Raw genomic sequence first — 21,374 nt, 5'->3', positions numbered from 1 at the left:
CATTCTTCACCCACAAAACATAAAGTTGTTCGTCAAAAACTCCGCTAACACCATTGCAGGTTTCATCCCGAATTTCGGATGATTTTCAATATACTGCTCGACGGCTTTTGAACCGACAACATCTACAATTACCTTTAAAGCAAGAAAATCTTTGCCATTTTCCACACAAACTTTTGCGGCAGCAGCTGAATCCATATCAACGCATATCGCTGATGTGGATTCGTAAATTTCCTTAGCCATAGCTTCAGAAGACACAAATCGATCACCGGATGCAATCGTTCCATAAACAAAATCGTCACTCTCCATAAACTGTGTGAAACAAACCTGAGATGGCTGAAGTATCAAATCAACATTAATTCGAGGGGTAAAATCATATTCTATGTACTCTGTGCCAGCTATTAAAGTACCAAATGTTATATCATCTTTCAGTGCACCTGCGGCACCAATTAGGATCAAACCACTTATTTTGAACTGATCTATTAATTTCTGGGCAAGGCAAGCTGTTTCAACTTTCCCAACACAACCACACGAAATTAATATCTCATTATCTCCTATTAAGCCTCTCCAGGCTGGACGTTTCATGACTTCGAATACCTCTAATTTAGGCTTCAGAGCATTAACAAGCAGTTCAACTTCTTTTGGCAGAATACCCACAACAGCAAGCAAAATATCACCCCGAGCAATTTTAACACAATTAGCAAAAGAAGTTCCCACTTCTGCAAATGGCTTACTCATCGTTGCCAGGTTTTGAGATTTGTGGTATATTTGAATGTTGAGAAAGTTCAGGGGGTAGTTCAGAAGGAAGAACGCCGGAATCGGGGTCCGGAGGCCGAGGGTTCAAATCCCTCCCCCCTGACCATATTTTTTTGACACGCATATTTTTTCAAAAGCTTTTTCTACAATAGCATACGGATTTTCGCCATCTACGCCTTCTACGGCCTGCTGGATCATACGTCTCAGAATATTCTCAGCATGATGCCTTGTACGGCTTCTTCTCCTTGAGTTGAGAACTTCTTCTTTTTTATAGATCTCCCATAATTTGTTCATTCTGCTAAACAGCTCCGAAATACCTTCACCATTTGACGCACTTGTTTTTATAACTCGCGATTCATCTTTTTGTTCGTTTGAAAGTGAAAGAAACGATAAAAGCTGACTACAAAGAGTATCGCTTTCAGAAAGGTCCGCTTTGTTGATAACGTATAAGTCTGCTATTTCCATAACCCCTGCTTTCATCATTTGTACATCGTCACCCAAACCGGGAGAGAGAACCAAAACCACTATGTCTGCTAAATTCGAAATTTCGACCTCGGCCTGCCCAATCCCAACCGTTTCAATAAATATATAATCAAAACCTGCAGCTTCCAGCAAATTGACCACATCAAAAGTAGAATCGCTTAATCCCCCGAGAGCTCCTCTGGAAGCAAGACTCCTTATGAAAACCCCATCATCGAGAAAATGATCTCTCATTCTAATCCTATCTCCAAGGAATGCTCCTTTTGAAAAAGGGCTTGATGGATCAACAGCCACAACAGCCGCAGTAAAATTCTCTTTTCGAACCTCTTTGATAATTTGGTTCAACAAAGTGCTCTTTCCCACTCCGGGACTTCCTGTAAAACCTATAATTTTTGAATATCCTGGCTGAAAATCCTTCAAAATCTCCGGAGTCTGATCCGGATTATTCTCAATTTTGCTGATTAATCTGGCAAGTAACTTATGATTCACTGGTATTAGTCACTCCTCCGCTTAAGAGAATTTTCACTTGTTGAACAATTTCAGACAGCGGCGTACCTGGTCCAAAGACCTTCTTTACACCTATTCGAAGAAGTTCATCAACATCATCAGCAGGTATAATGCCGCCAACAAACAACGGTATGTGATCGATTCCTTCCTTTTTCATCAAATCAATTACCTTTCGCGAAAGCTGCAAATGGGCGCCCGATAAAATCGAAAGACCTATCAAATCGACATCTTCCTGTATAGCCGTTCTGACTATTTGTTCAGGAGTTTGCCTTAATCCAGTATATATAACCTCAAAACCTGCATCGCGAAGTGCATGGGCAACAACTTTGGCACCACGATCATGACCATCGAGACCCGGTTTTGCAATAAGGATTCTGAACATCTTCACAGTTACCACCCCTCACAGTATGGTTGACTCAGTGTATTCACCGTAAACTTCTCTCAGAACATCTGAAATTTCTCCCAATGTAGCGTAACATGAAACTGCCTCAAAGACGTATGGAATTATATTTTCACCTTTCTTAGCAGCATCTCTCAGGTTGCGTAGAGATCTGCGGACTGTTTCATTGTCACGCTGATTTTTCAGTTGCCTCAATGCATTTATCTGTTTTTTCTCCAGAGCCGGATCAACTTTCAATACATTTTTGACCTGGTGTTCTTGATCTGCCTGAAAGGCATTGACACCAACCACTATTTGTTCACCTTTCTCCACAGCAATTTGTTGCCTATACGCGCTATTGTGAATCTCTTTTTGAACAAATCCAGATTCAATTGCTCTGACCATACCACCAAGTGAGTCTATTTTTTCTATGTATTGCCACACAGCCTCTTCAATATTTTTGGTCAGTGTCTCTATGGCAAATGAGCCTGCCAGTGGATCTACTGTATCAGCTACACCTGATTCATAGGCAATTATTTGTTGCGTTCTCAACGCCACACGCACTGATTCTTCTGTCGGTAATCCCAGTGCCTCATCATAAGAATTCGTGTGCAAAGACTGTGTCCCTCCAAGGACAGCCGCAAGCGCTTGAAGAGCAACTCTCACTATATTGTTCAAAGGTTGCTGAGCAGTCAAAGTTGATCCACCTGTTTGAGTATGAAAACGCAATTTCATTGCGTCGGGGTTTGTGACATTGAATCTTCTTTTCATGAGTTTTGCCCATATGCGCCTTGCTGCTCTGAACTTTGCTATTTCCTCCAAAAAATTGTTATGTGCCGCAAAAAAGAAAGATATCTGTTTACCAAATACATTTGGATCAAGTCCAGAGTTTATAGCTGCTTCAACATAAGCAATAGCATCGCAAAAAGTAAATGCGAGTTCCTGAACAGCATTTGCACCAGCTTCTCTTATATGATACCCGCTTATACTTATTGTGTTCCAGCGCGGCATATTTTTTGCGCAAAATTCAAAAATATCTGTAATTATCTTCATAGACGGTTGAGGAGGAAAAATATAAGTTCCCCTTGCTATATATTCTTTGAGTATATCGTTTTGTATTGTCCCACGTAATTCGCTTATTTTGGCTCCCTGTTTCTGTGCTGTGATCGCATACATTGCGAGCAAAATAGCCGCAGTTGAGTTAATAGTCATAGAAGTACTTACACTTTTTAAAGGTATTCCATCAAAAAGAATTTCTATATCTTTAAGCGAATCGACTGCGACCCCAACCCGGCCCACTTCACCCTCGGCCAGAGGATGGTCCGAATCATACCCCACCTGGGTCGGTAAGTCAAAAGCAACCGACAAACCTGTTTGCCCTTGTTGAAGCAGATATTTGAACCTTTCATTCGTTTCCTCAGCCGTTCCAAAACCAGCATATTGACGCATTGTCCACAATCTTCCTCTGTACATAGTTCTCTGAACACCTCTTGTGTAGGGATAATCCCCCGGAAAGCCGATTTCTTCAAAGTAATTCAGGTCTGCTATATCAAGAGGTGTATAAACTCGCTTTAATTCATATCCAGCCTGAGAAAAGAACCCTTCTTGCCTCTCCGGGTATTTTTGAAGGTCTTTCGAAAGATCTTCCTCCCACTCTTCAAATGATCTTGAGAGCATTTTTAAAAATTCTTTTTCGTACACAAAAACACCTCCTAAAACTCGCTTTTTAATGCAAAAGCACAGCATCCCCGAAAATAATTTGAGCTTTTTTTCACTGGTTTAACGATAACATCAACCACTTCTGATAATTCATTTTGGAGCAGAAGTCTGTAATTTCCACGAGGTTGCATACAGCCAAGAGCTATTTTTTTAAAAAACTTCCTTGCGTGAAAAAATACATTTTTGGCATCTTCTATGCTTGGAGGATTGCACAACTCGAAGGCAGTTCCGCGTGTTGGTACAAAAATATTTAGAACAATAGATTGAAAATATTTTGCAAGAACCTCAAGTGCTTCAAATTCGTGGGAGATCTTTCCGCAATCAATCCCTACTGTCAGGTGTGGAACACAGGTTACGCCAGACGACATGGCTGTCTCTATTTGTAAATCGATGTCTCTCTGCAAACCATATATTTTTTTCATCAGTCTTTTATCAGCAAAGAAATCAAAACTGACGACATCTGCAATATCTTTCAGAAAGCTCAGATTTATTTCCGGAAAACCTATATGAAAATTGTAAACAAGGCCATACCGTTCTTTAATCTGTTTTAGCTTCTTCAAAACACCATTGTAAGGTATCTCCCCTTTAAGATTCAATCCTCCTGTTATAAGAAAAGATCTGTAACCCATCTTGGCATAATTTTCCATTTCACCTATCTGCTTCATGCTCCTCAGATAATGTTTGCCACAATGGAGGCAGTTCAGTGCGCACCATTCTCCAGTTACTGAGACAGGTACAGTAAACTGTGGATCCACCAATATCATAGCATCACCAAGATTGATCATATCACCATACCGATGAAATTCAAAAATGGTATCATTGACATTTGAGGTGGACCAATGAAAGATTTTTTTGAATGGTTTTGCGAAAGAAACATAGTTCCTTCAGCTGTTTTCATCAATGGCTCGCAGGTTCAAGCTAACCAGTTGTTTACAGATCAAACTATAAAGAAAAGCACCGACTTTCAAACAATTCTGTCAGATCTGGTAAAAGAGAGTATAAATAATCTTGAAAAAACTATATCTGTCCCGTTGACAAAATGTGGTATCTGGAAAAATCTAAGTTGTTTATCGGTAAAATCAAAAGGATCAATATACTCTTTATTGATCTTTGCTCCGAACCAAGTTCTTGTCAAATATGTTGACATAATTCTCAAAAACCAGGCAATATCACCAATTATTATTGTGAATCAGAAAATGGAAATACTGTTTTGCAACAAACCACACATTATCAAAGCTAACGAAAGTAACTCAGAATTCTGGAAAAAACTGGCGAGCATTATTGAAAAGGCTTTTCTAAGTCAATCAACAAATCAAGGAGAAGTAGAGGTGGATGGAAAAACCCTTAGAGTTATCGCAATACCTATGAACAACGATGCTGTTGTAGTTCTCAGAGAAATAACAGCTGAAGTGATGGCTGAAAAGAGATACAAAGAACTTAAAACGATGGGAACCCGGCTCTCTCTATTAGAGGAAATTGTAGACATTCTTGGTCGTGAAAAAACTGACCTGAAAAAGATAGGGAAGGTTATATATGAGAAAGTCAACGAGATAATACCGATAGATACTTTCTATCTAATCCTAATTGAAGGAGAAGAATTGAATATTGAATATGGGATCAACCAAGAAAAAGAAATAAGCGGTTTAAAGATTAGCCGTGGTTATCGTGGTTTTTCAAATTACGTTATAGATAAAAAAGAGATGATCTACATACCAAATTCAAAAACCGTCCGGATAGACCCCTACAAACCAAAATCTTTGATTAAAGGTGAAACGAAATACATATGGAGCTATGTGGGAATACCTTTGAATGTCGATGGGCAGATTGTTGGAGCAGTAAGTTTCCAAAAAAAATCCATAAATGCGTTTTCTGAATCTCATCTTGCTGTCTTTGAATTAGTTGCAAAGGAAATAAGTGTCGGTCTTAAAGTGAAGATGCTTTTTGACGAACTTGATAACGAGAGAAACAAGTACAGAAAAATTGCGATTACTGATCCATTAACTGGTTGCTATACAAGGTATTACTTTACAGAATATTTTGACAGGTTCCAAGGTATTATAGAAAGAAAAGGTGGGACAATTTCCCTTATCATGATAGATGTTGACCGTTTCAAGACCATAAACGACAAATATGGACACATAGTTGGCGATAAAGTACTGCGGGAAATTGGGCAAACTCTAACAAAATGTGTCAGGAAAATGGATCTGGTTGTCAGGTACGGGGGAGACGAATTTCTAATAATGCTTTCAGACACAGACAAATCAAAGGCAAAAAGAATTGCAAATAGGCTTGCAAAAAGAGTTTCAGAGATAATTATACCTGAACTTGACGAACAGATTACAATAAGTTTTGGTATATCTGTTTATGACGGCTCAAAATCACTTGAAGATGTCTTGAAAATTGCAGATAGAACAATGTATAAGCAGAAAAGGAGGGGCGCAAGATGAAAATTTACATCTCAGTTGATATGGAAGGCTTGGCTGGAATATCGATGTGGCAGGAAGTGGATCCAGGGAACAAACAATCTATTGATCTGTTGCAGGAACACTTGAAGGCTGTTTTAGATGGCTTATTTGATTCTGGCGCCGATATCAGTGAAGTTGTCATCTCAGATTCCCACAGTCGCGGTGATAACATTCCTTATGGAATAACAAAACAATACGATAGAGTCAAGATTGTCCACGGATCATTAAGAAAAGATTTCATGATGAGTGGGCTAAACGAAAGCTTCGATAGAGTATTTTTTATAGGGTACCATGCTGGCATTGGCTGTCAAAATGGAATTATGGATCATACGTACTCCAGTTCGCTGGTTCACAACATCTGGATAAATGGAAAAAGGATGAATGAAGCAGTTATAAACGCGGCTTTTGCTGGATATCACGGAGTTCCGGTGGCACTAATCGTGGGCGATGAGATGTTGAAGAGAGAATTAAAGGATCTCTTCATGGGAAAATACGAATACGTTGTGACTAAAGAAGGTATAAGCAGGTATGCTGCCATTATGAAACCAATAACCTCAGTTATGAGTGAAATCAAACAGGCAGTTAAGAAGGCTGTTGAGATAGAAAGACATCAACTGCCGTTAATCAATTTCGCCAATCCCGTTGAATTAAGAGTAGAGTTTAAAGATACATCTTATGCAGATGCGGTTGAGCTGATGCCTGGAGTTGAGAGAATCGACGGTAGGACAGTTTCGCTATCTCATGACCAATATCCAGTTGTCTTTAATGCGCTGATGGCAATGATATATATTGCTTCTTCGATAAGAAATGCGAGGTGATAGGCGTGAAGACACTGTCAGATTTAATTGAAAAAGCAAAATCATCCAGAAAAAAAAGGGTCGTCGTTGTTGGCGCTGAAGATAAAGAAGCAGTCAAAGCAGTTTTCAAAGCGAAAGAAATAGGCATCGTCGAGGAAATTTTTCTGGTTGGAAATAGTTCCAGTATATCTTATTCGGGCGAAGCTAAAGTAATACATGCTCACACAGAACGTGAAGCAGCAGAAACGGGTGTGAAAATCGTTTCATCTGGATTAGCCGACGTGGTGATCAAAGGTCTTGTCAAGACTTCTACCCTTTTAAAAGCTGTACTGAATAAAGAATGGGGGCTTCGGGGAAGTGGCCTATTGAGCCATCTTGCCGGGATAGAAGTCCCGGGAGTGGAAAGAGTCATTTTTATCACAGATGGTGGTATGGTGATTAAACCAAATATTGAACAGAAAATCTTAGTTATAAAAAATGCTGTTGATTTCCTTAGAAAATTAGGTTATGAGACACCAAAGGTAGCTTTGATTTGCGCTGTTGAAACGGTGAATAACGATATGCCTGAAACAACTGAAGCAGCAGTGATAACCAAAATGGCGCAGCGCGGGGAAATAAAGGGTTGCCTTGTTGATGGCCCGCTTGGTTTGGATAACGCACTTTGCCACAAAGCAGCGGAAATCAAGGGGGTAAAAAGTCCAGTTGCAGGGCAGGCAGATATTTTAGTTGTTCCTGATATCCATTCTGGAAATTTTCTTGGTAAATCGGCTGTGTATTTTGCAAAAGGAAAAATAGCTGGATTAATAGTGGGAGCTAATGCTCCTATTGTAGTTGTATCAAGAGCTGATAGTGCTGAATCGAAGCTACTGTCAATAGCTTTAGCAATTTCAGCAGGATGAAGGTGAGAGTATGCTAAAGATATTAATTCCTGCCAGATTCATTAGCAAAATACGCATACCAGCCCTGGACGAAAAAATCTATTTACAAACTTATGAAGATAATCAAGATTACGAAAAAAAATTAATTGAAGAATTCTGGGATATAATCTATGGCGAAAAAATGGATAAGTTCAACAACACCATCTTCGTGGATAATGAAGACTCATTTTTAATAGCCCTCAAGTACCTGGAGGCAAAAAACTCCCTCGAAAGGTTGAAAAAAAGGTGCGACATTATGAATAATTCCGTTGAACTTCAAGGTTGCAAAATTCTGAAAACTCTCAGGAAATTACAGAGACTCAAATCAAAAAATGTTGACCAAATAACTTTGAAAATTGAGAAAGGTGTAAAAGTGGAAGCGTATATAGAATACCTTACGGATGGAAATTATAGCGAAAAAGAAACAAATCGATACACAGGCACGATAGATGAAAAGGAAATAGATATTGTCGTAGAATACTGTGAATCAAAAAATTCTGCAGCGATCGAAATCCCACCACTCAGAAATCGCAAAGAAGACATTCCTTACATGGTAGATCATTTGCTGTCTTTACTGCATCAAAAACATAAGCATCTACCTGTCAAATTTCCTGATGAACAGACAATGAACGCGCTTTTAAGCTACGACTGGCCTGGAAATACTGAAGAGCTAATAAATATGATCTATAAATATGCTTCCGGGCAAGATATAATAGGTAAATTGATAGAAACCAGCGTGGCAAAGAAAGACTTTTCACCATCTCGAATGAAAAATTACATAGACAACATCGTTGCCAAACTTGAAAAACAATTTATATACAATGCCCTCGAAAAAGCAGCATGGAACAGAAAAAAAGCAGCAACAATGATAGGTGTTAATTATAAAACGTTTTGCTACAAAATGAAAAAGTATGGAATACACAGACACTAAATTTTATAATCAGCAAAATATAAAAGCTCAGCTTCAATAAACTGGTCAAGTTCCCCATCAAGTACAGCATCGAAATTACCAGTTTCAATATCTGTTCTGTGGTCTTTGACAAGCGTGTATGGTTGCAAAATATAAGATCTTATCTGGTTTCCCCAGGAAATTTCTTTAAGTTCACCCTGAATCTCATCAAGCTGCTCTCTCCTTTTTGCAAGCTCCAGTTGATAGAGTTTTGCTTTAAGAACTTTCATGGCAAGCGCCTTGTTTTGATGCTGTGATCTCTCACTCTGGCAGGAAACCACTATTCCTGTTGGCAAATGCGTTATTCTGACAGCTGAATCTGTTCTGTTGACGTATTGTCCCCCGTGACCAGATGCCCTGAATGTATCAATTCTTATATCTTCCGGTTTGATTTCCACATCTATATCATCAGAAATCTCCGGAACAACATTGACTGAAGCAAATGAGGTATGTCTTCTTTTTGCAGCATCAAATGGAGATATTCTAACAAGCCTGTGTACACCGCGCTCGTGTTTCAAATATCCATAAGCGTACTCACCTTTTACGAGAATCGTAGCGCTCTTCAGCCCAGCTTCCTCTCCTGGCTGGAAATCGAGCAATTCTACGATAAAACCTTTTCTTTCGGCCCATCTCATGTACATTCTAAGTAACATTTGTGCCCAATCATGGGACTCTGTTCCACCTGCACCTGGATGTATCGAAAGATACGCATTATTCTGATCGAGTGGATCGTTCAATATCAGTTCAAGTTGGAACCGACGTATATTTTTCTCAACTTCCTGAACAATTTTCTCAATATCTTGCGCTATGCCTGGGTCTTCTTCGGAAAGCTCAATCCCGACATCAATATCTTCAAAATTCCTTTCTATCTCAGATATATCAGAGAGTAGCTCTTTTATGCGCCTGACTTTTTTAGAAATCTCTCCTGCCTTTCTTTGATCTTTCCAGATCTCCGGATCTGACATTTCGCTTTCCATCTTCTTCAGTTCCATGTTAAGTTTGTCTGGATCAATAAGTTTAACAAAATTAAGGTATTTTTCCCTGAGCTCATCTATTTTAACGCGTGTTTCATAAGTTATCATAAAAATTTTTCACCTCTTTACTTTAAACCTCTTTTTTATTTTCTCATTTTTGTGTAACTTTCTTCTCTCGGATCTGTTTACAATGTTGAACTCTTCATGGACAAGCTGCAGATTTGAAAGCCCGCTTTTTGCTTCTTGCTCGGCTTTTTTACTATCTACTTTCACAACACGAAGCATCCAGCTAACAACAATCTCATTTATTCTTGCTATCATTTCGTCAAACAGTGCAAAAGTTTCTTTTTTAAATTCAATCATCGGATCTCTTTGACCGTAAACTCTGAGATTCACCGCTTCTTTCACGTGATCTACTTCTTCAAGATATTGCCTCCAGTTATCATCTATGATGCGAAGAATAAGAAATTTCAAAAACTGATCGTACTCGTCCCCTATTTCCTGCCTTTTTCTTTCATAAGCATCCTTTATAGATCTAATCAGAAAATCTTTCATCTGACCTTCCGAATCAAATTTTTGGCTATCTATAGATACCACATCTTTCGGTAAAACAGATAGTGAATTTTTTAAACCTTCAAGATTCCATTCACTTCCATCGCAGAATTCTTCAATTCTTCTCTCAACAAAATCCTCTATGGCTTCATCTATATACTGGCTTACTTTACCTGATAAAATCCAGTCTCTGTAAGAATAAATTGAGTTTCTTTGAACGTCCAGCACTGTATCCATTTCCATAAGATGCTTTCTAATTGAAAAATTGATCCCTTCAACTCTTTTCTGAACTGTTTCGACAAGCTTCGTCAAAAGAGGATGCTCTATAGGTTCTCCTGGTTTGATCTTAAGAACGTTCATAACTTTTTCAAGCTGATCTGCCCCGAATATTCTCAGTAAATCGTCTTCAAGAGACAGATAGAATCTGGATTCTCCGGGATCTCCCTGCCTACCAGATCTTCCTCTTAACTGGTTATCTATACGCCTGCTCTCGTGCCGCTCGGTTCCTATAATGCACAATCCTCCCAAATCGGCAACGCCTTCACCAAGCTTTATATCAGTTCCTCTACCAGCCATATTAGTCGCAATGGTTACTGCACCCTTTTGGCCGGCCTGCGCTATGATTTCCGCTTCTTTCTCATGGTATTTGGCATTTAAAACCTGATGCGGTATGCCCGCTTTTTTGAGCATAGTGCTCAGAAGTTCACTTTTTTCTATAGATGTAGTCCCTATTAAGACCGGTTGGCCTTTTTTGTACCTTTCAACAACATCATTCACCACCGCAGTATATTTTTCAGCCTGAGTCCTGTATATTAAATCATCGTGATCTTTTCTGATCATAGGTTTGTGTGTGGGAATAACCACAACTTCCAGATCATAAAGTTGTTTGAATTCCTCTTCTTCAGTTTTAGCTGTTCCAGTCATGCCGGCAAGCTTCTCATACATTTTGAAGTAATTTTGAAAAGTTATTGTTGCGTAAGTTACCGACTCCTCTTTTACCGGGACACCTTCTTTTGCTTCTATCGCTTGATGAAGGCCGCCACTGTACCTCCTGCCAGGCAATAACCTGCCAGTAAACTCATCAACTATGACAACTTCCTGATTCATGACAACATAATCAACATCTTTTTTAAACAGATGCAAAGCTTTCAAGGCGTTTAGAAGGTGATACACACTGCTCACATTCGATGGATCATAAAGGTTGTCAACTTGCAGAAGTTTCTCCGATTTTTCTATACCCTTATCAGTCAGGATAATCGTTCTGGATTTTTCATCGACCGTGAAATCGATGTCCTTAGACATTTTTTTTGCTATACTTGCAAAACGCCTGTACACAGATGCTCCCTCACGTGATGGACCTGATATTATCAGAGGAGTTCGGGCTTCGTCTATCAATATACTGTCTACCTCGTCAACAATCGCGTAAAAATGACCCCTTTGAACTTTATCATCGAATTGAAAGACCAGATTATCCCGCAGGTAATCAAAACCAAATTCATTGTTGGTACCGTAGGTTATGTCACATACATAGGCTTCTTTTCGAGTTATCTCAATCAACTCTACTTCAAATGCTTCGACCGCTTTTCTGTCCTTTGCCGATTCTTTGAGAAACTCATTCTTATAATCTTCAGGCCAGATAGAAAGATTATCTGAAATCGCTTTTTCATAGAGTTCCTGATTCTTCCAGACAACTTCATACGATTTGCCAAGCTGGTTTATCACGCCGACCCTCATGCCCAGAAAAAGGTACAGAGGTCCCATCCAAAGAGCATCACGGCGTGCCAAATAATCGTTTACAGTTACAAGATGAACACCTTTGCCAAACAACGCATTAAAAAAAAGCGGCATAGTTGCAACCAAAGTCTTTCCTTCACCCGTTTTCATCTCTGCGATTTTGCCATCATTTAAAACCAGTGCACCTATTAATTGAACGTCAAAAGGATACATACCCAGTGTTCTCTTTGCTGCAACCCTCACCATCGCGAAAATATCCTCTATGTGATTTTGAGGATCAGAAATTTTTCTGAACTCGAGAGCAACATTAATGAGCTCTTGGTTACTCATCTTTGAAAAACGCTCTTCACGCCGCTTTATTTTTTCAACAATCTTAGAATATTTTTTCAACAACATCTTGTTTCTATCGAAAAACGGTATCTTCACATCACATTACCTCCACTTTGTAGATGAGGATTCCATTTTCAAGATACTCACAAATCATAACCCTTCCTCTGGCTTTCATGCCAAGTAGAGATTCCACTATCTTTCCCAAATCCACATAAATTCTCATTATATCTTTCTCGGGAAGTTCTTTAGAAAGATACTGATAAGCAGCATCATCTCTGAGTCTTTTTCTACTAGATATTCTGTCATATTCATCCTTGGACATATTCGTCATAATCAAATTTCTCCCCTGCTCAAAAAACGAGACAAAACCATTCAAAATCGGTAAGCGATATTCCTCACCAAAATTTCGTGCACCATATTTGACAAGGATACTATTATCAAATTTCTCCGTCAAATCAAAAATAGCCGCAAACCTGATCTGCTCACCAGACAAATCACTGGTTAGATAGACTCTACCCTCGCTCAAATTTAAAATATAAGAAACAACATCATATATCTTCTTTATTTCCTCTTCCACTCCCTGAAACCACAGCGAAATCTCGTGAGCTATATCAGACGGCCCGGATGCAGTAGCAGAAAAAGCCAAATCACCTATAAGTGGCATATTCCTCATATTTGAAGAATTCGAAAGGTATTTATCAAGATCATCAGATTCATTCAAGTACTGTCTTACGATTATTTGCAGTGACTCTCCATTTGGCAACCCCAGAACGGTAAAGTAATCTGTATCATAAGAATTACTGTTAATACCGGGAAAATCTATGCCAAAGGAATTACCTTTAAAGAACCCACAAATCCAGGTCGGTTGGTTAAGCAACCTTTGAACAGCCGGATGATTTCTCATCTGAGATTCAGGCCTGTCGTAGGTATCTATCGCTTTTTCCAGAGCAATTTTACTACCACTGAAAACAAGGTAACCTCTATGATACCTTGAAAATATAGCCACATCTGTATCCTGAAGTATCCAGGTCTGTTCATTGTATGAAAGCTTCAGATTTGTTATACCAGCTATAAATTTGATGAACTGTTCTGGTTTGTCAGTTTCAAATACAAGAATTGAGTTTGTTCCGATATTGCGTAAAGCCTCTACATAATAATTCAAATCAAGTGAGAATAATGACTGGATTTCAAAAATCATTCCACGAGCCGCAAAAAGTACATCTCTTCCCAAAACTTCATAAAGAAGATCTTGAGAAACACGGGTATTATAGCTCACATTCTCAAGCAGTGATTTTGCAACATACTCTAAACCAAGCCCTTCTTCACCAAGTAAAAAATTAAAAAACGGAATCGACTTAATCATAGGATAATACAGAGATCCTTCTTTGAAAAGCAGGAAAAAATCGTAATCTGCAGGTACAAAATCAATTAACTCACCCATAATAAAAATTGGCAAAGAAAAAAGTATTAAAAGTAAAATTACTGTCCGCACAACTTTCCACCCCTGAAAAAATCCCAGGCTTCTTCTACAATATTTATGACCCTGTCAAATATACATTTGTTCGTATCCGCCCTAACCATATGTGCAAAATATTCAATATTGCCTTTTGAACCGGTTATAGGAGAGTATATCAGATCAACGGGAAAAAGCCCAGAATCAATCGCTTTTTTAAAAATCCTCTGAATTACCTCTAAATGAGATTCTACAGAATGAGATTGATTTTTTCCTATTTCAAATTGCGGTTTTATTAATAAAACAGCTTCCCCACTATCTTTCAAAATTAAGCCAATTGGATCAAGCAAATATATGATGGAGATAAATGAAACGTCACACAAAACTATATCTACATGTTCACCAATATCTCTTAACCTCAAATTCCTTGCGTTGAAATTTTCCATGCAAACAACTCTTTCATCTTTTCGCAATATATCTGCAAGTTGATTTTTTCCTACATCTATAGCATAAACCCTTTTTGCACCATGTTTAAGGGCAAATTGGGTGAAACCCCCTGTAGAGGCACCTATGTCGCAGACAATTTTTTCTGCAAACTTCAAGCCAAAGGACAGATAAGCTTTTTCAAGCTTTTCTCCTCCACGGCTGACATACTGTCTTGGTTCGCAAAGCTTGATCTCATCTTCTTCAAAACAGATGGTGCCAGGCTTTCTGCATATTTTACCATTCACTACCACTCGTCCCAATTTAATCAGATCTCTGGCCTGAGATCTACTTGCAGCAAGTTTTCTCTCAGTAACAATCAAATCGAGCCTTTTTTTCAATTCTCCACCACCCAGCAACCAGTTTCTGTTTGAACGACTGTCCCCCAATCAAAAAATTTTACCCTGAGGACGTTATCGAAAACTCTTGGCTCGTCCATGTACAAAGTTGCCTGGCTATTTTTCATCACCACAAAACCTTTGTTATTCCTAACAATAAAACCTTCCTCTTCGCTTTTCAGGATGATTATACCCTCTCTCCAGGATCCAAAATCATTGCAATTTTCCTCAGAAAGAACATTTCCATTTCGATCTAATTTCAGTACTTTCTGACCAACTCCAACATAAATATAATCGTCAAAGCATGAGATTCCCCAGGCACCTGGAATATGTTTTTCCCAAAGAATTTTCTTTCTTTTCAAATCTACCGCTTTTACGAAAGAAGAAAGATCCAAAACATATAATTCATCTCCCTTAGCACACCACTCAATCAACGGGTTCGATATTTTCATGACCCAGGAAAAATCGAGTGGAACAATCATGCCGCTTGCTAAGACGAGAAATTCCCTATATTTTCCGAGAATTGCGGAATTAATCTGCATTCCTCCTTCTGCCTTCACAGCGACAAGTTTCGGCAAGATCTTTTCTTCAAGGACATCATAAGGTTCATCAATTACCAAAAATTGGCCATCAGGATACAGCAATTTCCCATCTCTATACACCAAAAATTCATTTTTAAGTTTATAAACCATCTGCGCTCCTTCTATAAAAAATGCCGAATCTTCTATTTTCATGTTTTTGTTTAAGTAAACTATCTGCCCAAAAAAGTTGTAAAAACCCTCTGGGAGCAACCGCGTTTCGCCTTTTATGGCAACTTCATAGAGTTTCTCAGGAATCAAAAAACTCACAGGTTTGATTGCATTATGCGTTCTTTTAATCTCCACATCATCCCTTATTTCAACAAGATACCCATCAGACGGCTTTTCTAAAATAGGGAAAATTCCTCTCAAACTACTTGATAAAACTTCCCGAATTTGACTTGCCCCTGCATTTTCTTCATAAGAGAAATCTCTATATTTAACCTCAACGTGGCAAAGTTCATCCTGTACACGTAACTTAATTAAAAGAAAATCTCCCAAACCTATTTGAATCCCTATCTCACAAAGGATTTCTTCTACCATTTTTCGTAACTGATCTGGTCCATCATAGAAAAGCTGAACAACAGGTAATTTTGTCCACGATGCAATCAGATCAAAATCGCTCGATGCCGGCTCAGTAAAACCAGCATAATACAGCACCCCGGACTGTTCATAAATATATACAGGTTGATCCAGAATCCATATTTGACTCACAGTTCCAGCAATTAGAAGTCCACTGCATATAAGTACAAACCATGTGGCGGTGCAGTAACGGCTGCTTTTGACCGATCTTTCAACTCCAGAACTCTCGAAATATCTTCTGGTTTCCATTCGCCTACCCCCACTTTGACAAGTGCACCAACCATATTTCTAACCATCCTTCTCAAAAAAGAACGTCCTTCCACTCTTATAAGAATGATTCCCCCACGTAACTGTAAAACTCTGACTCGATAAATTGTCCTCACTGTATTTTCCCGGTGATCTCCACTCTTCATAAATGATCTGAAATCATGCTCCCCTTCAAAAAATTTCGCTGCCTCTCTCATTTTACAGATGTTCAATTTATAAGGAAACCACCACGCGTAATTTCTGATAAACAAATTTGGTTCCTGGGAATTGTATATGAGATAATGATAAATTCTTCTTTTTGCGTCAAATCTTGGATGAAAATTTTTATCGACTTCGACAACTTTTCGAACGTAAATGTCATCCGGGAGATTTGCATTCATAGCATTTTTCATGCTCTCCTCATCTATATCGAGATAACAGTCGAAACATACAATTTGTCCATTTGCATGTACACCTGTGTCTGTTCTACCAGCAGCAATTGTTATCACCCTCTGCTTTAAAATTCTCTCGAGAGCCTGCTCGAACATGCCCTGAACTGTTCTCACGTCTTTTTGAACTTGAAACCCACAGAAATTGGTTCCATCGTATGAAACTATTGCCATAAATCTCTTCATGCCTTACTTACACCCCTTATTTTTAAATCGGAGAGAGGCCGTAAGCCGGATTCTGTCTCAGGTGGTCATCTATCTTGGAAGGGTGTTACCACCCTCCTCAAGCGGCCTACCCGGGGTTATCGGGCGGGACCACCCAACCCCTGCTTGGCCTTGCTCCGAACGGGGGTTACCGAGCCATCGGGTCACCCCGATGCTGGTGAGCTCTTACCTCACCTTTCCACCCTTGCCTTTCAAGGCGGTTTGAAGTCTCTATGGCCCTGTCCGAGGATCGCTCCTCCTGGGTATTACCCAGCGTCCTGCCCTGTGGAGTCCGGACTTTCCTCAGGCAGCGCCTGCGACCACCCGCCTCTCTCCGAATTAACTTTGAAATCTATCTTTTACTCTTAGCATTCTGCCATTCAAAGCAGAAAGAAAGGACATTTTCTTTTTTGAAGGAAACTGGATTTGTGAAATAACGATTATACCATCGCTCGTAGTTACATACGCCCCTTTATCGTCAATATGTACAATTGTTCCTGGCTCACCGCTATGGCACTTCTCTATAGCCACTGCTCCAAATAATTTGACCTGTTCACCGTGAAAAAATGTTCTGGCACCTGGTCGAGAATCATAAGCCCTTATCTTGTTTTTAACAGCTTCACTATCTTTACGAAAGTCAACAAAAAGATCCGCCGGCGTAATTTTTGGTGCATAACTAGCCTGGGAATGATCTTGCTCACGCAATTCAAAAGATTCTGGATTTTTGAGAAAATCACAGAGAATTTTTTTGCCAGCCTCGATCATTCTGTTTTCAAGGCTATCGAAAGTTTCAAAGCAATCGACAGAGATCTCAACTTGCAAAACAATCGGGCCAGCGTCAAGTTTTTCGGTCAACTTGAACAGGCTAACTCCCGTCATTTTCTCCCCATTCTCAAGAGCTCTGTTTATCGGTGCTGCCCCCCTGTACTTCGGCAGCAAAGACGGATGAATATTATAGTACCCGAAAGGAATGAGATCAAGGAACTTCTTCTTTATTAAACCTCCATAAGCCACAACAATCCCGATATCAGGTGTTAGTCTGTCAAATGGAAAATCCTTGAGACTTTCAAAAACAGGTATTTTGTTTTTCAACGCCAGGTCTTTTACAGGAGAGTGCACCATACGCAAACCTCTTCCTGCAGGTTTGTCTGGTTGAGTGATTACGCCTATTACCATGTGACCAGCACTCAACAGCGCCTCAAGATGTCTTGAGGCATACAAAGGGGTCCCGAGAAAAAGTATCTTCATGGCCTTTCAGCGTAATCAGTTTTCTGGGACTGTCGTACTATCTCTATGAGTTTTTTTCGAATGGCAAACCGTCTTGAAGAAGGTATCAAATCTATGAAAAGTACACCTTGAAGGTGATCATATTCGTGTTGAACAACGCGAGCGCTGTAATCAACAAAGCTTTCTTCCACTTCTTCTCCATGTTCGTTCATGTACCTTACAGTCACCTCTTTGCTTCTTTCAACATCTTCGAATACCTCCGGAACACTCAAACATCCTTCTTCTGCAATCTCTTTTTCTTCGCTTTTGTAGATAATCTCCGGGTTTATAAATACTCTTGGTTTGCCATCGTCCATAACGAAGATTCTCAAAGAAACACCTATCTGTGGTGCGGCGAGCCCTATTCCATCTGTTGCATACATAGTTTCAAACAGGTCTTTGATTAAAGAAATGGTTGTCTCATCTACTCTTTCAACATTCTTTGATTTCTTTCTAAGAACCGGATCTCCAAGAAGTCTTATTTTCTTTACCATTTTCAACCTCCTTAAGTTGCAACAATGCTCTTTCGTTGAGCATGAAAACAGTTATCGGTGTAACTGACACGTAGCCTTTAGATACCACGCAATAATCGCAATCGGTCGCGGAATCATCTTCTACAACATCTCCATACATCCAATAATAAGTATTCCCCGATGGATCTGTCCTGGCTTCGAATCTATCAGCGTATCTCCTGATACTCTGTCTTGTCGCCTTCCAGCCTTTTATGTCACCTTCGGGAAAATTTATGTTAAGAGCAGTAAAAGGTTCAAGAATAGAAAAATCAAAGTTTTCAATGAAATTGCTTATAAAAAATGATGCACTGTAATAATCAAAATTTTCTCTTGCGGGTGCAGAGACGGCAATAGACGGTACTCCAAGCAAAGCTCCCTCAAGAGCACCTGAAACTGTACCTGAGTATATAACATCGGTTCCAAGATTATGCCCTATATTTATGCCGCTGATAACCATATCAATTTGTTTATTTGCTAGTACCTCCATACCTATTTTTACGCAATCTGCAGGTGTACCAGTAGTAGCATAAATAGGAAATTCTTCAAGAACTCTGACACGCTTCACCCATATAGGCATACGCACTGTTATTGCATGGCCAGTAGCGCTCTGTTCTGATTCGGGTGCCACAACAAGAATATTGTGCTTTTGAGAAAGCACTTTGGCAAGTATTAACAATCCTTGAGAAGTCACACCATCATCATTTGTGAGAAGGATTTTCACAAATTCACCTCAGTTAAATTTTATCACATGAGTAGATATCTGGAAAAAACGAAATTATTTTCAAGCCGTGCTACAATTTAAATAATAACAGGAAGGTTCTTCCAGAGAGGTGATCAGATCTGAAAGAATATTTTGATGTTGTTGTTGTAGGAGCAGGCCATGCTGGCGTGGAAGCAGCTCTGGCCACTGCAAGGCTTGGTTTCAAAACAGCTCTATTAACATCCAACTTAGACAGAGTAGCTTGGGCTCCCTGTAATCCAGCAATTGGAGGACCAGCAAAAGGAATCATTGTTCGTGAAATCGATGCGCTTGGCGGAGAAATGGCAAAGGTAACCGACGAAACCATGATAAACGTCAGAATGCTAAATACAAGTAAAGGAGCTTCTGTTAGAGCTCTTAGAGCCCAAATAGATAAAGTTTCTTACAGTCAGAAAATGAAAAGAATACTTGAAGAAACTCAGAATCTCTATTTAAGGCACTCCCAAGTGTGCGATATCCTTGTTGAAAAAGGAAAGGTTAAAAGTGTAGTCGATACTTTGGGAATTGAATATAAATCTCGTGCTATAATTTTAACAGCGGGTACTTTTTTAAACGGAAAAATTTTCATAGGGCATGCAACATTTGAAGCTGGAAGATTAGGGGATTTTCCATCGAAGGGACTTACAGAGTCTTTGGAAAAGTATGGCATTAGATTTCAAAGGTTTAAAACAGGTACCCCGGCTCGTATTCTTGGTAAATCAATCGATTTCTCAAAGATGATCAGGCAGGATACCTCAAAAGAGCCTTTATGCTTTTCTTATTTTGACAAACCTGTGATTCTTTCAAAGGATTACCCCTGCTGGCTTACGTATACAAATGAGAAAACCCATGAAATAATCAGAAAAAATTTGCGATTTTCTCCTTTATATGGAGATGTAAAACTCATTGTTGGAAAAGGACCACGCTATTGCCCTTCTATAGAAGATAAGGTGGTTAAATTTCCATCAAAAAATATGCATCAAATTTTTGTCGAACCGGAAGGAAAAACAACCGGTGAATATTACCTGAACGGATTGAGCACCAGCCTGCCTTATGAGGTTCAACTTGAAATGATCAGAACAATACCAGGATTAGAAAATGCACATATCACAAGACCTGCATACGCCATAGAATACGATTATGCTGATCCAACACAATTGTATCATACTCTGGAAAGCAAGATAGTAGAAGGACTGTTTTTAGCCGGCCAGATAAACGGTACCAGTGGTTATGAAGAAGCCGCCGGTCAGGGATTGATAGCAGGAATCAATGCCGCTCTAAAATTGAGAGGCGAAAATCAATTTACGCTGGACAGATCTGAGGCTTATATCGGGGTTATGATTGATGACATCGTTACGAAGGGTGTTGATGAACCATATAGAATTCTGACGTCGAGAGCTGAGTTCAGATTATTGCTAAGACACGATAATGCACATTTACGCCTTTCCAAGAAAGGATATCAAATTGGTTTGATACCAAAGTGGTTCTACGAAGAAATTCTCACGCTTGAGTCCAGAATAAAGACAGAAATTGAAAGATTAAAGCAAGTTAGTATAAAACCAACAGGTCAAATTAACGATTTTCTAACATCAATCAATACACACCCACTGCGCCAACCAACGACTCTCTTTCAAATATTGAAAAGGCCTGATATTACCTATGAACAGCTGAGAAGCCTTGATCCTTCACCAATGGATAGCCCTGAGGTTATTGAGCAGATCGAATTGACGGCAAAATACGAGGATTACATAGAAAAAATGCTCGAAGAAACGAAGGTATTTAACGACCTTGAGAAAATTACTATTCCTGAAGCAATCGATTACGGCAAAATACCAAACCTGTCGGTGGTGGCACGTGAGAAACTGGAAAAGATCAGGCTGAGGAATGTACTACAGGTTTCAAGAGTACCAGGAATAACTCCAGCTGATATTCTTGCGTTGATAACCTATCTCAAATCATTCAAGTGAT

The 21,374-nt window shown here is 39.3% G+C and carries 19 protein-coding genes, 1 tRNA gene and 1 other RNA gene; 6 read left to right on the top strand and 15 right to left on the bottom strand.

Features of this window, described 5'->3' with window-relative positions:
* Nucleotides 1-6 precede the first annotated feature (6 nt).
* Nucleotides 7-666 (bottom strand): 5'-methylthioadenosine/S-adenosylhomocysteine nucleosidase, encoded by a 660-nt coding sequence (locus tag TLET_RS03605; RefSeq protein ID WP_038051309.1) that lies wholly within the window; start codon nt 664-666, stop codon nt 7-9.
* Nucleotides 667-783: 117 nt separating this feature from the next.
* On the opposite strand from TLET_RS03605, the gene TLET_RS03600 reads away from it, so the two are divergent.
* Nucleotides 784-859 (top strand) — tRNA-Pro (locus tag TLET_RS03600).
* On the opposite strand, the gene meaB is transcribed toward TLET_RS03600, so the two are convergent.
* Genes meaB through TLET_RS03585 form a run of 4 tightly spaced genes read right to left on the bottom strand, consistent with a single transcriptional unit; the run spans nt 838 to nt 4,623 of the window.
* Nucleotides 838-1,722, bottom strand: coding sequence for a methylmalonyl Co-A mutase-associated GTPase MeaB (gene meaB / locus TLET_RS10785; RefSeq protein ID WP_012002754.1), 885 nt, complete (start codon nt 1,720-1,722; stop codon nt 838-840). The two genes, TLET_RS03600 and meaB, sit on opposite strands and share 22 nt — an antisense overlap.
* Nucleotides 1,712-2,122, bottom strand: coding sequence for a cobalamin B12-binding domain-containing protein (locus TLET_RS03595; RefSeq protein ID WP_012002753.1), 411 nt, complete (start codon nt 2,120-2,122; stop codon nt 1,712-1,714). Before TLET_RS03595 ends, meaB begins: the two co-directional genes overlap by 11 nt.
* A gap of 18 nt (nt 2,123-2,140) precedes the next feature.
* Nucleotides 2,141-3,820 (bottom strand): acyl-CoA mutase large subunit family protein, encoded by a 1,680-nt coding sequence (locus tag TLET_RS03590; RefSeq protein WP_012002752.1) that lies wholly within the window; start codon nt 3,818-3,820, stop codon nt 2,141-2,143.
* Nucleotides 3,821-3,831: 11 nt separating this feature from the next.
* On the bottom strand, nt 3,832-4,623 hold the full coding sequence (locus TLET_RS03585) for a radical SAM protein (protein ID WP_228369032.1): 792 nt from the start codon (nt 4,621-4,623) through the stop codon (nt 3,832-3,834).
* A gap of 54 nt (nt 4,624-4,677) precedes the next feature.
* Here TLET_RS03585 and TLET_RS10635 point away from each other — a divergent pair, with 54 nt between their 5' ends.
* From TLET_RS10635 to TLET_RS03565, 4 genes are read left to right on the top strand one after another with little or no spacing between them, the layout of a single operon-like run.
* Nucleotides 4,678-6,285, top strand: coding sequence for a sensor domain-containing diguanylate cyclase (locus TLET_RS10635; RefSeq protein ID WP_012002750.1), 1,608 nt, complete (start codon nt 4,678-4,680; stop codon nt 6,283-6,285).
* Nucleotides 6,282-7,121 carry a M55 family metallopeptidase gene (locus TLET_RS03575; RefSeq protein ID WP_012002749.1) on the top strand — a complete coding sequence of 280 codons (840 nt, stop codon included), beginning with the start codon at nt 6,282-6,284 and terminating at the stop codon, nt 7,119-7,121. The genes TLET_RS10635 and TLET_RS03575 overlap by 4 nt, the downstream gene beginning before the upstream one ends.
* 5 nt (nt 7,122-7,126) lie before the next feature.
* Nucleotides 7,127-7,999 carry a bifunctional enoyl-CoA hydratase/phosphate acetyltransferase gene (locus TLET_RS03570; RefSeq protein ID WP_012002748.1) on the top strand — a complete coding sequence of 291 codons (873 nt, stop codon included), beginning with the start codon at nt 7,127-7,129 and terminating at the stop codon, nt 7,997-7,999.
* Nucleotides 8,000-8,009: 10 nt separating this feature from the next.
* Nucleotides 8,010-8,948 (top strand): AAA-type ATPase lid domain-containing protein, encoded by a 939-nt coding sequence (locus TLET_RS03565; protein WP_012002747.1) that lies wholly within the window; start codon nt 8,010-8,012, stop codon nt 8,946-8,948.
* Here TLET_RS03565 and prfB read toward each other — a convergent pair.
* The 10 genes from prfB to surE all read right to left on the bottom strand — a co-directional run bounded on the left by prfB (nt 8,945) and on the right by surE (nt 19,388).
* Nucleotides 8,945-10,048, bottom strand: coding sequence for a peptide chain release factor 2 (gene prfB, locus TLET_RS03560; protein WP_012002746.1), 1,104 nt, complete (start codon nt 10,046-10,048; stop codon nt 8,945-8,947). The two genes, TLET_RS03565 and prfB, sit on opposite strands and share 4 nt — an antisense overlap.
* A 9-nt stretch (nt 10,049-10,057) precedes the next feature.
* On the bottom strand, nt 10,058-12,622 hold the full coding sequence (gene secA, locus TLET_RS03555; RefSeq protein ID WP_038051311.1) for a preprotein translocase subunit SecA: 2,565 nt from the start codon (nt 12,620-12,622) through the stop codon (nt 10,058-10,060).
* Between the two features lie 31 nt (nt 12,623-12,653).
* Complete coding sequence (locus TLET_RS03550) at nt 12,654-14,048, bottom strand: hypothetical protein (protein ID WP_012002744.1); 1,395 nt, start codon at nt 14,046-14,048, stop codon at nt 12,654-12,656.
* On the bottom strand, nt 14,036-14,833 hold the full coding sequence (locus tag TLET_RS03545) for a TlyA family RNA methyltransferase (RefSeq protein WP_012002743.1): 798 nt from the start codon (nt 14,831-14,833) through the stop codon (nt 14,036-14,038). Before TLET_RS03545 ends, TLET_RS03550 begins: the two co-directional genes overlap by 13 nt.
* A complete protein-coding gene (locus TLET_RS03540; RefSeq protein ID WP_144313071.1) occupies nt 14,830-16,239 on the bottom strand; it encodes a hypothetical protein in 1,410 nt (469 codons plus the stop codon). Before TLET_RS03540 ends, TLET_RS03545 begins: the two co-directional genes overlap by 4 nt.
* Nucleotides 16,134-16,871, bottom strand: coding sequence for a tRNA pseudouridine(38-40) synthase TruA (truA, locus tag TLET_RS03535; RefSeq protein ID WP_012002741.1), 738 nt, complete (start codon nt 16,869-16,871; stop codon nt 16,134-16,136). The genes TLET_RS03540 and truA overlap by 106 nt, the downstream gene beginning before the upstream one ends.
* A 25-nt stretch (nt 16,872-16,896) precedes the next feature.
* Nucleotides 16,897-17,225: RNase P RNA component class A (rnpB, locus tag TLET_RS10745), an RNA gene on the bottom strand.
* A 3-nt stretch (nt 17,226-17,228) separates the two neighbouring features.
* On the bottom strand, nt 17,229-18,137 hold the full coding sequence (gene fmt, locus TLET_RS03530; RefSeq protein WP_012002740.1) for a methionyl-tRNA formyltransferase: 909 nt from the start codon (nt 18,135-18,137) through the stop codon (nt 17,229-17,231).
* On the bottom strand, nt 18,134-18,649 hold the full coding sequence (gene def, locus TLET_RS03525; protein WP_012002739.1) for a peptide deformylase: 516 nt from the start codon (nt 18,647-18,649) through the stop codon (nt 18,134-18,136). Before def ends, fmt begins: the two co-directional genes overlap by 4 nt.
* The gene (gene surE, locus TLET_RS03520) at nt 18,609-19,388 is read right to left on the bottom strand and encodes a 5'/3'-nucleotidase SurE (RefSeq protein ID WP_012002738.1); all 780 of its coding nucleotides are present in this window, start codon (nt 19,386-19,388) and stop codon (nt 18,609-18,611) included. The genes def and surE overlap by 41 nt, the downstream gene beginning before the upstream one ends.
* 119 nt (nt 19,389-19,507) lie before the next feature.
* Here surE and mnmG point away from each other — a divergent pair, with 119 nt between their 5' ends.
* On the top strand, nt 19,508-21,373 hold the full coding sequence (gene mnmG, locus TLET_RS03515) for a tRNA uridine-5-carboxymethylaminomethyl(34) synthesis enzyme MnmG (protein WP_028843341.1): 1,866 nt from the start codon (nt 19,508-19,510) through the stop codon (nt 21,371-21,373).
* The last annotated feature ends 1 nt before the right edge of the window (nt 21,374 follow it).

This window comes from Pseudothermotoga lettingae TMO (assembly GCF_000017865.1).
In the GTDB taxonomy this organism is placed as follows: domain Bacteria; phylum Thermotogota; class Thermotogae; order Thermotogales; family DSM-5069; genus Pseudothermotoga_B; species Pseudothermotoga_B elfii.
Note: the sequence above shows the minus strand (reverse complement) of the source record. Positions and strands in the feature narration are given on the sequence as shown.

Excerpts from the sequence above, each read along its gene's own strand:
- TLET_RS03595 (WP_012002753.1), bottom strand. The coding sequence starts at position 2,122 with ATGTTCAGAATCCTTATTGCAAAACCGGGTCTCGATGGTCATGATCGT.
- TLET_RS03585 (WP_228369032.1), bottom strand. The coding sequence starts at position 4,623 with ATGATCAATCTTGGTGATGCTATGATATTGGTGGATCCACAGTTTACT.
- TLET_RS10635 (WP_012002750.1), top strand. The coding sequence starts at position 4,678 with ATGAAAGATTTTTTTGAATGGTTTTGCGAAAGAAACATAGTTCCTTCA.
- TLET_RS03575 (WP_012002749.1), top strand. The coding sequence starts at position 6,282 with ATGAAAATTTACATCTCAGTTGATATGGAAGGCTTGGCTGGAATATCG.
- TLET_RS03565 (WP_012002747.1), top strand. The coding sequence starts at position 8,010 with ATGCTAAAGATATTAATTCCTGCCAGATTCATTAGCAAAATACGCATA.
- prfB (WP_012002746.1), bottom strand. The coding sequence starts at position 10,048 with ATGATAACTTATGAAACACGCGTTAAAATAGATGAGCTCAGGGAAAAA.
- secA (WP_038051311.1), bottom strand. The coding sequence starts at position 12,622 with ATGTTGTTGAAAAAATATTCTAAGATTGTTGAAAAAATAAAGCGGCGT.
- TLET_RS03540 (WP_144313071.1), bottom strand. The coding sequence starts at position 16,239 with ATGGAAACCAGAAGATATTTCGAGAGTTCTGGAGTTGAAAGATCGGTC.
- truA (WP_012002741.1), bottom strand. The coding sequence starts at position 16,871 with ATGAAGAGATTTATGGCAATAGTTTCATACGATGGAACCAATTTCTGT.
- fmt (WP_012002740.1), bottom strand. The coding sequence starts at position 18,137 with ATGAAGATACTTTTTCTCGGGACCCCTTTGTATGCCTCAAGACATCTT.
- def (WP_012002739.1), bottom strand. The coding sequence starts at position 18,649 with ATGGTAAAGAAAATAAGACTTCTTGGAGATCCGGTTCTTAGAAAGAAA.